The 12,311-nt window shown below is 58.4% G+C and carries 12 protein-coding genes; 5 read left to right on the plus strand and 7 right to left on the minus strand.

The window, feature by feature from the left end; translation table 11 throughout:
* Positions 1 to 11: 11 nt before the first annotated feature.
* From hpaE to AC2FMY_RS00970, 5 genes are all read right to left on the minus strand, one after another.
* Positions 12 to 1,520 (minus strand): 5-carboxymethyl-2-hydroxymuconate semialdehyde dehydrogenase, encoded by a 1,509-nt coding sequence (hpaE, locus tag AC2FMY_RS00950; RefSeq protein ID WP_496806870.1) that lies wholly within the window; start codon positions 1,518 to 1,520, stop codon positions 12 to 14.
* Positions 1,517 to 1,906, minus strand: a complete 390-nt coding sequence (locus tag AC2FMY_RS00955; protein WP_496748224.1) for a 5-carboxymethyl-2-hydroxymuconate Delta-isomerase — start codon at positions 1,904 to 1,906, stop codon at positions 1,517 to 1,519. Before AC2FMY_RS00955 ends, hpaE begins: the two co-directional genes overlap by 4 nt.
* A gap of 81 nt (positions 1,907 to 1,987) precedes the next feature.
* Positions 1,988 to 3,538 carry a TRAP transporter large permease gene (locus AC2FMY_RS00960; protein WP_480750081.1) on the minus strand — a complete coding sequence of 517 codons (1,551 nt, stop codon included), beginning with the start codon at positions 3,536 to 3,538 and terminating at the stop codon, positions 1,988 to 1,990.
* Entirely contained in the window at positions 3,531 to 4,031 is a 501-nt protein-coding gene (locus AC2FMY_RS00965) for a TRAP transporter small permease subunit (protein WP_496748221.1), read from the minus strand. The genes AC2FMY_RS00960 and AC2FMY_RS00965 overlap by 8 nt, the downstream gene beginning before the upstream one ends.
* Positions 4,032 to 4,094: 63 nt before the next feature.
* The gene (locus AC2FMY_RS00970) at positions 4,095 to 5,180 is read right to left on the minus strand and encodes a TRAP transporter substrate-binding protein (RefSeq protein WP_480750083.1); all 1,086 of its coding nucleotides are present in this window, start codon (positions 5,178 to 5,180) and stop codon (positions 4,095 to 4,097) included.
* A 167-nt stretch (positions 5,181 to 5,347) separates the two neighbouring features.
* Here AC2FMY_RS00970 and pepT point away from each other — a divergent pair, with 167 nt between their 5' ends.
* Positions 5,348 to 6,583 carry a peptidase T gene (gene pepT, locus AC2FMY_RS00975; protein WP_496748219.1) on the plus strand — a complete coding sequence of 412 codons (1,236 nt, stop codon included), beginning with the start codon at positions 5,348 to 5,350 and terminating at the stop codon, positions 6,581 to 6,583.
* Between the two features lie 199 nt (positions 6,584 to 6,782).
* On the opposite strand, the gene torT is transcribed toward pepT, so the two are convergent.
* Positions 6,783 to 7,487 carry a TMAO reductase system periplasmic protein TorT gene (gene torT / locus AC2FMY_RS00980; protein WP_496748232.1) on the minus strand — a complete coding sequence of 235 codons (705 nt, stop codon included), beginning with the start codon at positions 7,485 to 7,487 and terminating at the stop codon, positions 6,783 to 6,785.
* 138 nt (positions 7,488 to 7,625) lie between these two features.
* Between torT and AC2FMY_RS00985 the strand changes: the two genes are divergently transcribed.
* On the plus strand, positions 7,626 to 8,906 hold the full coding sequence (locus AC2FMY_RS00985; RefSeq protein ID WP_480750085.1) for a PP2C family protein-serine/threonine phosphatase: 1,281 nt from the start codon (positions 7,626 to 7,628) through the stop codon (positions 8,904 to 8,906).
* An 80-nt stretch (positions 8,907 to 8,986) separates the two neighbouring features.
* On the opposite strand, the gene AC2FMY_RS00990 is transcribed toward AC2FMY_RS00985, so the two are convergent.
* Entirely contained in the window at positions 8,987 to 9,430 is a 444-nt protein-coding gene (locus AC2FMY_RS00990) for an NUDIX hydrolase (RefSeq protein ID WP_480750086.1), read from the minus strand.
* A 76-nt stretch (positions 9,431 to 9,506) separates the two neighbouring features.
* Here AC2FMY_RS00990 and hslO point away from each other — a divergent pair, with 76 nt between their 5' ends.
* The 3 genes from hslO to AC2FMY_RS01005 are packed head-to-tail and all read left to right on the plus strand — an operon-like array spanning position 9,507 to position 12,239.
* Positions 9,507 to 10,493: an Hsp33 family molecular chaperone HslO gene (gene hslO / locus AC2FMY_RS00995; protein ID WP_480750087.1), complete on the plus strand. Its 987-nt coding sequence runs from the start codon at positions 9,507 to 9,509 to the stop codon at positions 10,491 to 10,493.
* A complete protein-coding gene (locus AC2FMY_RS01000) occupies positions 10,486 to 11,082 on the plus strand; it encodes a CoA pyrophosphatase (protein WP_480750088.1) in 597 nt (198 codons plus the stop codon). Before hslO ends, AC2FMY_RS01000 begins: the two co-directional genes overlap by 8 nt.
* On the plus strand, positions 11,079 to 12,239 hold the full coding sequence (locus tag AC2FMY_RS01005) for a CCA tRNA nucleotidyltransferase (protein ID WP_496806871.1): 1,161 nt from the start codon (positions 11,079 to 11,081) through the stop codon (positions 12,237 to 12,239). Before AC2FMY_RS01000 ends, AC2FMY_RS01005 begins: the two co-directional genes overlap by 4 nt.
* Positions 12,240 to 12,311 lie beyond the last annotated feature (72 nt).

The following is a 12,311-nucleotide window of genomic DNA, read 5'->3' on the forward strand; positions in this document are numbered from 1 at the left end:
GTCGCTGGTAGTCAGGCGCCCAGCCGCATGATCTTGTGCTGGCCGGTTGCGAAACCGATATGCTTCTGTTCCATGTAAAACTCAAAACTCCAGTCGCCGCCATCGCGGCCGATACCACTGGCCTTGACCCCCCCGAACGGTGTGGGCAAGTGGCGGACGTTTTCCGAGTTTACCCAGATCATCCCTGCTTCGAGCCTGTCGGTAAAGCGCAGGGCGCGGGTCAGGTCGTTGGTCCAGACATATCCTGTCAGACCATAGGGCGTGTCGTTGGCAATGTGCAGCGCTTCTTCTTCGCTCGAAAAGGGTATTGACGTCAGGACCGGGCCGAAGATCTCTTCTTGCGCAATACGCATGTTGTTGCTTGCATTGGTGAAGAGGGTAGGGCGGACGAAAAAACCCTCGTCGCCAACGGTGGTTCCGCCCGCAGCGATGGTCGCGCCGTCTGATCTGGCGATGTCAAAATAGGATGTGACCTTTTCGAAATGTTCTTCGGTCACCAGCGGGCCGATTTCGGTTGTCGGGTCGAGCGGATGGCCGACCTTGATTGTGTTGACGCGTTCGACCAGCCTGGTCTCGAATTCCTCCTTGATGGTGTCCTGCACCAACAGACGTGAAGATGACGTACAGCGCTCACCATTGATCGAGTAGATCATGAAGATCACCGCGTCCAGCGCGCGGTCAAGATCGGCGTCATCAAAGACGATGACCGGGTTCTTACCGCCAAGTTCCAGGTGCATCCGTTTGAGCGTATCCGCGCCCTGTTTGGTGATGATCGACCCGGTGCGGCTTTCGCCGACAAAGGCGATGGCCTTGATCAGAGGGTGCTCGGTCAATCGTTTCCCGGCCTCTTCGCCAAAGCCGTTGACGGTGTTCAGCACGCCGGGCGGCAAGCCGGCCTCTTCAGCGATCTCGACCAGCAGGCGGGCGGTCAGGGGACTGGCCTCTGCGGGCTTGTGGACCACAGTGCAACCTGCGGCCAGCGCCGGAGCGATTTTCCATGTCGACAGCATGAACGGCGTGTTCCACGGTGTGATGACACCGACCGGGCCAATCGGCACGCGTGTGGTGATGTTCATCAACGTGGACGATTTCAAGTGCTGGCCGTCGCGGGCCTGCACCACCTGATCGGCGAAATAGCGGAAATTCTCGGCCCCGCGCAACGCCGCCTTGGACATGAAGCGAAGGGTTTGACCGGTGTCCCAGCATTCGCAAAGGGCGATTTCCTCGGCCCGCGCTTCGATACACTCCGCGATGTTCAGCAGGATTTTCCGCCGCTCGGTCGCGGCCATGTCACGCCAGCTTTCGAACGCGCCTGCCGCAGCTTCGGCCGCCGCATCTATGTCGGCGGCTGTCCCGTGGGCGACATCGCAAATGACTGACTTGTCGACTGGAGACACAGTCCGAAACACGCCACCCGACCCGTTTCGATCCTGACCTGCGATCCGGTTGCGAATACCGGTTTCGCGAAAGCGGGAAAGGTAGCTGTCGAGTTTCGCGAGGTTGTCGTCCAATACGGTCATTGCGAGTGCTCCAGATGGTCCCGGATGGTCCCGGTCTTTGCAGAAAGGTCCGGGTCTATGTCGCGTATCTCCAGCGACAGGGCGATCGAGTGGTGCGCCATGGCTGGTGCAAGAAACGCTTGGGCGGCCTCGAATATGCGATGTGTGGCGTCCTTCTTGACATCCAAAGTTCGGCCCGCACGAAGACGGACGGAAATGTCAATGAACCCGTGTTTCGGATCACCGTCCGCGATCGAACAGAAATCGCAGGCAAAGGCGCGTACCCTGATCCCGGCCAGGGGAAAAACACCCGTTTCAATCCCTGCCAGCCGAAGCGTGTTGCACAGGGCCGCCATATCGACGATCTGCTCCAGGTTTCTGGAATACTCGATGTTGAAATGCGGCATAGTATCCCCTCACTACTTCACTTGTTAACTAAAAATTGGCAGAATGTCAACCGTGTACAGCACCAAGCCGCCTGGGCTTGTTCAGAACAATAGGGCAGGCAGGACTGTGGCGATTTGCGGAACGAACCAGATGATTGCGACCGCCACGGCTTGTAGCAGGATGAAGGGCGCCACTCCGGCATAGATATGTGCGGTTGTCACCTCGGGTGGAGCTGCGCCCCGCAAGTAGAACAACGAAAAGCCGAAAGGCGGCGTCAGGAACGATGTTTGCAGATTGATTGCGATCAGAACTGACAGCCAGATCGGATCGTGCCCCATGACGATCAAGGTCGGCAATACAAGCGGCAGTACGATCACAGAGATTTCGACAAAATCCAGAAAGAAGCCGAGAATGAAGATAAACAACATGCAGAAAAGAAGTGCGCCATTCGCGCCCCCCGGAAGTTTCTGCAGAATAGCCGCCACGCGGTCTTCGCCGCCCAGCCCGATGAATACGAGTGAAAAAACCCCGGCCGCCAAGATTGTTGCGAAGATCATCGAGGTCATCGTCAAGGTCGACGTCAGCGCAGGCTGAATGATCTTATGTGCAGTAAGCGAGCGGACTGCCGACAGGATGGAAACACCGCCGACAACGGCAAGGGCAAGATAGACAATTCCGACACCAGCCTCGAATCCGGTAAGGTCACTGCGTTGAAACCGAACGGGAAAAAGGCCGGCGCCAAGTGCCAAAAGGGTCAGCGCGGTAACCCCAATAAACAACAGACGCTTGCGCTCGCCAGTTCTTTCCGCGGCCAGAAGCGCGGCGCCAATTCCGCCGACCGAAGCTGCCTCGGTCGGTGATGCGATGCCGCTGAGGATTGCGCCCAACACTGCAAGAATGAGAAGGAACGCGGGCAGGATCGCGCGAGATATTTCGTTCAGATCAGGCTTGCGACCATTTCCCGGCGATGGCGGTAAATCGTTCGGGCGAAGCATACCGCGCGCAAGGATATATAGAATGTACAGGGCGACCATTGTCAGACCGGGAAGCAGAGCCGAGGCAAAGACCTGACCGACAGAGATGGTTTCGATGGAAAACTTGCCAAGTTCATACTGGGCTTGCTGATAGGCGTTCGACACCACGTCAGACAGGATGATCAACAGTGTCGAGGGCGGGATGATCTGCCCCAGGGTTCCGGCGGAACAGACGATGCCTGACGCAACACGGGGATCATACCCGGCCCGCAGCATGGAAGGCAGGGCGATCATCCCCATCGCGACAACTGTCGCCCCCACGATTCCCGTCGAAGCGGCCAGCAGCATGCCGACCAACACCACCGAGATACCCAAACCGCCCCTGAGCTGCCCGAAGGATCGGCCCATCGTGTCCAGCATGTCTTCGGCGATCCGGCTTTTCTCAAGGACTGCTCCCATCAGAACAAAGAGCGGAATCGCGATCAGGACGTTGTTGGTCAAAAGACCATAGATACGCTGCGACATTGCGCCAAGCAGGGACAGGTCCATCACGCCGAGGACCCACCCCAACAGCGCAAACAGAATGGCGGTGCCTGCGATGCTGAACGCCACCGGAAAGCCAGACAGGATGACGGCGACCAACCCCGCGAACATGATCAGGTCCAGGTATTCAGCCATCGCGTGGCCTTTCCGCCAAAAGCCGCAGGACGCAGGCCACAGATTGAAGCAGGACGAGGACGCAGAAAAGCGGTATCAATGACTTCAGCAGAAACACTGCTTTGATCCCACCGACCGAGATCGGGCCTTCCAGAATCTTCCAGGAATTTCGGACCGCAGGCCAGGACCAGTAGAAGATCATGATCATCGCGGGCATAAGCAGGAAAACATGCCCCGCAAGGTCGATACGCCGACGGCCCGTCGGCCCGAGCTTGGCATAGAAAATGTCGACCCGAACGTGACCGTCCACCAAAAGCGTGTAACCCGCCCCCAACATGAACAGGGTTGAATGCAGATAAAGAACTGACTCTTGCGTTGCGATAGTGCTGAAACCGAAGGCATAGCGCGCGACGACAATGGCAAATTGAATCAGTAGCATTGCCAGTGCGAACCAGCGCACCGCCAGACCGGTTGCACGATTGATGCCGTCAAGCGTCTCGATGAGCCTTTTCATCACCACCTCAAAAAGAACCGATGCGCATGTTCACGCATCGGTTCAGGCTGATCGCCCGATGACTCAATAGCCCAGAACGCTTGCGCGGGCGTTCATTTGCCCGTTGTCGGCAAAGGTCATGTAGGCCCCGACAGAATCGCGGTAATCTACAAAGTTCTGAGTGATGCGGCGCACCAGTTCGTCGTCGTCATTGGCAAGGTCTTCCATGACCTCTGCCGCGGCAACACCCATGGCAACGACCACGTCGTCCGGAAGCTGCCTGACCTGCACCCCTTCGTTTGCGACCATGGCCGCAAGCGCCTGTGCGTGCTTGGTGGTGTATTCGGTCCAGACCGGATTATAGAGGCTTTCGCAGGCAAAACTGACGGCCTGCTTCAAATCGTCCGGCAGCCCAGAATAGACCTCGAGATTGACCGCACATTCCTCCGCTGAAGACGGCTCACCCACGCCCGGCCAGTAATAGTTCTTGGCAACCTGGAAGAAGCCGAGCGCGCTGTCCGTCCACGGGCCGATGAACTCTCCGGCGTCCAGCGCACCGGTCTGCAGCGCCTGAAACATGTCGCGCCCGCCCATGGCTTGCACCGCCATGCCGAGCTTGGAGCACATCTCGGACGCAAGACCGGTGGTGCGGAATTTGAGCCCCTTGAGATCATCGACGGAATTGATTTCGTCCCGGAACCAGCCCTGCCATTGCGGGCCGGAGTTGCCGCACAGAAATGGCTTTAATCCGAAACGTCCGTACATTTCGTCATACAGGGCCTGACCGCCACCGTGATAAAGCCAGCCGAATTGCTCGTCGGCCCTGAGGCCAAACGGCTGCGACCCGAACAACAGGATGCCCTTGGACTTGGACCCCCAATAGGCTGGAACCGCGTGGTAAAGCTCTGCCGTCCCCTCCGAGACCGCGTCGAACACACCGCGCCCCGGCACCAGCTCTCCGGCGGCGAACAGTTTCACTTCGATGCGTCCGCCGGACAGGTTGGTGATCCGATCCGCCAGCATCTGCGCAGCAACGCCCGGCCCCGGCAGGTTCTTGGGCCACGCGGTGACCATCTTCCATTGCCGGATATCCTGTGCAATCGCCGGGCTTGCCAATGCCGTGGCCGCAACGCCCGTTACACCCGCTTTCACAAAATCTCTGCGTTTCATTGTCTCCTCCCCGTTCAATACTTGTTATGCGTACCATATTCACTTTCAGGAATAGACATAATTCCGTCAACGATTAGTTGCGGGTCTGCCCGCACGTAGTGACATGGCTTGACTTGTTTGCTCTCCAAGCGCCTTGTTCGCTAAATGCAGAAGGAGGCGGGGCGAAGATGCAATTCGATCAGGAACTTGAAGACCGGCTTGTCCGTTATGCGGCCATCGACAGCCAAAGCGATGCGGAATCGCCGAACTCTCCCAGTACAGACATTCAGCTTGATGTCTTGCGTTTGCTGCTGGCCGAGCTTGCCGGAATGGGCGCTCAGGATGTCGAGTTAACGGACTATGGTGTTGTTCTGGGAACAATTCCGGCAACGACGTCCGGTCCGACCATCGGGTTTCTGGCCCATGTCGACACGGCGCCGCAGTTCAATGCCAGCGGGGTCAAACCAAGGGTGATCAAAGGCTACAATGGTGGCGATATCAGTTTTCCGGACAATCCCTCGCTTATTTTGTCCCCTGACGATTGTCCTGCTCTGGGTGAAAAGGTTGGGCATGACCTTGTCACCGCGTCGGGTACGACTTTGCTGGGGGCGGATGACAAGGCCGGCGTCGCAATCATCATGACCGCCGCGCGGCATCTTTTGGAGAACCCGCAGATACCCCATGGCCCCATTCGTATCGCATTTACACCGGACGAGGAAATCGGGCGCGGGGTAGGCGAGCGGCTTCCGAAGGATCTGGCTGCCGAGTTTGCATATACTTTCGACGGCAGCAATGTCGGAGAAATCGAGTACGAAAGCTTTTCCGCCGATGCCGCAGAAATCACAGTTTCAGGCGTGTCGATCCATCCTGGCTGGGCCAAGGGAAAGCTGGTCAACGCAATACATCTGGCATCCAAGATCGTTTCGATGTTGCCACAATCGACAATGACGCCAGAGGTGACCGACGGTCGAGAAGGGTTCATCCATGCGACCGACATGACCGGCGGATCGTCGGAGATGAAAATCAAACTGATCCTGCGCGACTTCGAACTTGACGGCCTAGAGGCCAAGGGGCGACTTTTGCGACAGGTCTGCGAAGCGGTGCAAAGCTCGGAGCCACGCGCAAAAATCGAATGCAAGATCACGCCGCAATATCGCAATATGCGGTATTGGCTGGAAAAAGACATGACGCCGGTGGCCCTGGCCTGCGCCGCCAGTCGCAGGATAGGTGTCGAACCGGTCTCGATTCCAATTCGAGGCGGTACGGACGGTTCGCGTTTGACCGAACTTGGGGTACCGACGCCAAACTTGTTCACTGGAATGCAGAATATTCATGGCCCGCTGGAGTGGATATCGGTTCAGGACATGTCAGTCGCGACCAACCTATGCCTGACCCTGGTCGAGCTTGCCGCCACGGATTCGTAACGACGCACAGCCAGCCTCTCGGCCCTTGCTGCACCAGGTCAACGCGTTCAAACCTGAGCGCAATGATCGATACGATCTGCAGCTTGGTTCGCCAGTCTGCCACACAACCGAAACTGCCGTAAAATCCTGGTGAGCAGGTGGGTTCCAAACCCTGGTTCGAGCAAATTCCTATTTATGCAAAAGCATATTTCGGGGCGAATCAATGAATGCTCTGAAAGTATTCAGAGGGAGAGATCCGGATATCGACAAGATCATTGTCGGACGCTGTAAGCAATGTGATTTTCGGCCCGACCAGTCCAGCGGGTCGACCCGATGCCAGGATCGAAACCGCTTGATTAAGAGCCATGACCCCCTGCAATTCGGGATCGTCGAAAGGAACTGCCAGAACGCTGCTATTCATCAAGCCGCGCAGAACGGTCTGGCTGATGTATGTCGAGATCAGTTGCGGTTGCATTGGTGCACGAGAATTCGCGAACAAACCAATCGCGGCTTCAGCCGCCGCTGCGCTGCCGATCAAGTAGTCGATGTCGGGGTAGAGCGCGAGCGCGGTTTCGACGAGCGCCAGTTGCTGGCGCAACCCCGTGTCCGCCCCAAAAACGTCGATGACGTCAACGGAGCTCTCGGTAAGACCATCGCGCAACCCTTGATCCAATGGCCCGGTCCAGCCAGCTTCGGTGGGTCCAGAGATAATTACTGCGGTCTTGGGTGGTGACCCGGTGTTGTGCCGTTCCGCGAGATACTTCCCGACGGCATACCACATATCCTGCCAGTCCACACCAATACGCCCGCTGAGCGCCGTAGCATGCAGTTCATTTACCAATCCGAATACGGGGATATCCTCGGCGGCTTGTGCGATAACCGTCGTCAAGTCAGTATGATCGGAGGTAACCGCACTGACCAAGATTGCGTCGACATCTCAAGCGTGACAACACCCGTTAAGGGGTTTGGCGTTTCGCAGACACAATCGCGTTTCATCATATGTTAAATAGCGGCGCCTAGTTTCAACCCGATCCGAGTTGAGGCAGGCAATGGGGTTTTTTCGGTGCTGAATATCAAGGATTCAGAAGCCCAGGCCGGGAAAGGATTCGGAGCAATTCGAAAGGTTCTGGTGGTCGATGACAGCCGCCTGCAACGCCGCATTCTCGTTGGTTCTCTGAGAAAATGGGGTTTCGAGGTGATCGAGGCGGACAGTGGCGAAACCGCGATCGCGGTGTGCCGCCAGAACCCGCCCGATCTGGTGCTCAGCGACTGGGTGATGCCCGGCATGAGCGGGTTGGAGTTTTGTCAGGCGTTCCGGTCGTTGGAGCACGAGGAATACGCCTATTTCATCCTGTTGACCTCAAAGAGCGAAAAGAACGAAGTGGCGCAGGGGTTGGATGCAGGGGCGGATGACTTCCTGATCAAGCCGCTGGGCGCGGATGAGCTGCGCGCCCGTATCTCTGCAGGAGCCCGCATCCTGGGCATGCAGCGGGAATTGTCCGAAAAGAACCGCATCATTGAAAAGGCGCTGGGCGAGTTGCGGCTGGCGCATGATGCCATCGACAAAGATCTGATTCAGGCCCGAAAGATACAGGAGTCACTGGTGCCTGAGCTGACTCGCGAATTTGGCACGTCGCGCGTCAGCCTGTTGCTCAAACCTTGCGGTCATATTGGTGGGGATCTGGTGGGCGTGTTTTCTCCGGGGGTGAACCGGTTGGGGTTTTACAGCATCGACGTGTCCGGGCACGGGATCACTTCGGCGATGATGACGGCCCGGTTGGGCGGCTATCTGTCCAGTACTTATTTTGACCAGAACGTAGCGATGGAAAAGCGGTTTGACCGTTTCTATGCGTTGCTGCCGCCCGAGGAGGTGGCTGCAACCCTCAATTCCCGTCTGATCGCTGATACCGGGGTCGAGGAGTATTTCACCATGGCCTATGCTATCATCGATCTCAGGAATGGCCATCTGAAGATGGTCCAGGCGGGCCATCCGCATCCTCTGGTGTTGCGTCGCGACGGACAGGCAGAGTTTCTTGGCGAAGGCGGCGTTCCGATTGGGTTGCTGCCGAACGTGACCTATGAACGTGTGGAAACCTATCTGGAACCCGGTGACAGGCTGTTGTTGTATTCGGACGGCTTCACGGAATGCCGTCTGGAGAATGGCGGAATGTTGGAGCCGGAAGGGTTGCTGGATCTCGTGCGGCAATGCGGGCCGGATCTGAGCGGGCAGGAATTCTTGGACGATCTGTTCTGGAGGTTGACCCAGGTCATGTCGCCCGAGCACGGGCTGGATGACGATGTTTCAGCCGCATTTTTTGAGTATAACGGCGTACCGCAACCATAGGAAACAGGCGTAGCCTCTCTTGCCCTTCGGGAAATCGACTCTGGGTATAATAAACCAGAATGCAGCAGAATACCCGCCGGTCAGAAACCCTGAGCGTGCCAGTCGGCGAAATGGCGGTCGCCAGCGTTGCCCAGACGGTAGGAGGCTTCGTCCGCCTCCATCCACAAAGGCTCGTGAAACGATTCGGTTGGCGGACCCATGCGGCGCACGGGGCGGGCGCGGTAAATCAGACAGATTTTTTCGGCCCACAGGTCGTATTCCGGCATGTAGGCGAAACGTCGAAAGGCGCCGACGCGTTTGGGCGTCGCGATCACCCAGCCGGTTTCCTCATAGACTTCGCGATGCAGGGCGGTGATTGGCGATTCTCCGGGATCGATACCGCCGCCCGGCAGTTGCAGGTCGGGGCCGGGTTCCATCTGACAGGTCAACAACAGTGCATTGCCACGCGGCAACAAGGCATAAACCCCGACGCGGCGGGTGTATGTCCTGCCCGGTTCGGGGGTTTCACCGAAACGCCTGATCATGTATGGCCCCTTTCAACCAAATCAGTTCGACTTATATGGTGGCGGTATGCCAACCTGCGGCGTTTAAGGAAACCCCATGTCTCTTGGAACGAAAATCGCGTGGGACGACACTGTCCTGCCCTTTCAGCTTGACCTGCCTGACATGCGTGGTCGGGTGGCCCGGCTGGACGGGGTGTTGGACGGCATTCTGAAGCAGCACGACTATCCCGTTCAGGTCGAAGCGCTGGTGGCCGAGATGGCCTTGCTGACCGCGTTGATCGGGCAGACCATCGCGCTTCGCTGGAAGTTGTCGTTGCAGGTGCAATCCAAGGGGCCAGTGCGGATGATCGCGACCGATTACTATGCGCCAAAAATCGAGGGAGAACCGGCGCAGATCCGGGCCTATGCCAGTTTCGACCGTGATCGGCTGAGCGAGGGCGCACCTTTCGATCAGGTCGGCGAGGGGTATTTCGCGATTCTGATCGACCAGGGCAAAGGTACGCAGCCTTATCAGGGGATCACGCCATTGTCGGGTGATTCGCTGAGCGCCTGCGCCGAGGCCTATTTTGCCCAGTCTGAGCAGTTGCCGACGCGTTTCTCGCTGAGTTTCGGCAGATCGATGGAGCCCGGCGTGAACGAGCATTGGCGTGCCGGCGGGATCATGTTGCAGCACATGCCCAAGGCGTCGCCCTTCGTGGCCTCTGGCGGCGGGTCGGGTGAGATTCTGAGTGCCGATGACCTTGTGGATGGCGAGGAGGGTGAAAACTGGAGCCGGGTCAACATCCTGCTCGATACCGTTGAAGATCTGGAGCTGATCGGCCCGTCGGTACAGCCGACCGAACTTTTAGTACGCCTGTTTCACGAGGAACAGCCGCGCGTCTATGACACGCAACCGGTCAAGTTCGGGTGTACCTGTTCCGAGGAACGCGTACGGCAAAGCCTGTCGATCTATTCGGCCAAGGATATCGCGAAGATGACCACGCCCGAAGGAACTGTGACTGCAGATTGCCAGTTTTGCGGTGCGCATTATGTGCTTGATCCTGCAACGGTCGGCTTCGAAGCGGACCCGGATACCGGTGCGTGACGCGGTCGACCTGCTGTTGGCGGCGCTTAGCCGTCCGGGCCCCGGGTCAAGCGATTTCGATTTGAACCCGGACACGGTTCTGCCTGAGGGGCGCAAGTTGCGCCCTGCGGGAGTTCTGGTGCCTGTGTCTCTTATCGGCGACGGCCCGCGCGTAATCCTGACGAAACGGTCTTCGGCCCTGAAGCATCACCCCGGCCAGATCGCCTTTCCCGGTGGCAAGCAGGATGAAGGTGATGTTGACGTCACCGCCACCGCCTTGCGAGAAGCGCAGGAAGAAATCGGGTTGCCGCTCGATTTGCCGCGTATTCTGGGGCAACTGCCCGCGCACGAAACGGTAACGTCGTTCACCGTCACTCCGGTTGTTGCGGTTTTGGAGCGCGGGTTCGACCCGATTCCGGAGCCTGGTGAGGTTGAAGAGGTGTTTTCAGTGCCGCTGAGCCATGTGTTGAATCCGCAGAACTACATTGTAGAATCGCGGCGTTGGCGGGGCCAGCGGCGGCACTATTTCACCGTTCCGTTCGGCCCCTACTACATCTGGGGTGCAACCGCACGGATGTTGCGGGGGCTGGCGGCACGGGTGAATGAATGACGCGGATTACTGACGCGTGGGTGCATGATCCGGCAACGCAAAAGGTATGTGCGGCGCTGACTGGCGGTGGTGCACAGGCCCTGTTTGTCGGGGGATGCGTGCGCAACGCTCTGCTGGGCGCGCCGGTTGCCGATATCGACATCGCCACCGACGCAAGGCCTGAACGCGTTGTCGCCCTGGCAGAGGCTGCGGGGATCAAGGCGGTTCCCACCGGTATCGACCACGGCACCGTGACCCTGGTAAGCAACGGCATCCCACATGAGGTCACCACCTTTCGCCGTGACGTGGAAACTGATGGCCGCCGGGCTGTAGTGGCCTATTCCGATACGGTCGAAGAGGACGCTGCACGCCGCGATTTCACCATGAACGCGCTTTATGCGCGGCCCGATGGAACCATTATCGACCCGCTTGGAGGATTGTGCGACCTGCAGGCGCGACGGGTAAGATTTATTGGCAAAGCCGAGGATCGTATTCGCGAGGACTATTTGCGCTCTCTGCGCTATTTCCGGTTTCATGCCTGGTATGGCGACGAGGAGGGGGGCTTCGACCCCGAGGCAATGTCGGCCATCGGAAGCGCTCTGGATGGTTTGGAGAAGCTGTCGCGTGAGCGGGTTGGAGCGGAATTGATGAAACTTCTGGCTGCGCCCGATCCGGCGCCTTCGGTTGCCGCAATGCGGATCACTGGCGTTTTGGGCCGCGTGCTGCCTGGCGCGGATGATCGCGCGCTTGCGCCCCTCGTGGCGATCGAAGCTCAGGCCGGGATTTCTCCAGATCCGGTAAGGCGTCTTGCGGGGCTGGGGCAACAGGCGATGGTGTCGACACTGCGATTGAGCAAGGCGCAGATGCAGCGCCTGACCCGTATGCATGATGCGGCGACAAATGCAGCTTCACCGGCCGAAGTTGGGTACAGATACGGGTGGCAGGGCGGCATGAATGCCCTACTGCTGAGATGCGCGTTCCTGGAACGGCCATGGACACCCGATCTGGATGAGGCGCTGAAAACCGGAATGAATGCGCAGTTTCCGATCAGGGCGCGGGATCTGATACCTGACTACCAAGGCCCCGCGCTGGGCGCGAAACTGGCCGAGTTAGAGACGGTTTGGATCGACTCAGGTTTTACGCTGGGGCGAGATGAGTTACTGTCCCGGACGCGATAGTTCCTAAGGGGGTGACAGGCTGGTATCTTTCCGGCTAGGGTGCGCCTGTCACATGGATGGAGGAATGCGAAT

It is taken from the genome of Ruegeria sp. YKSE079, assembly GCF_059612845.1.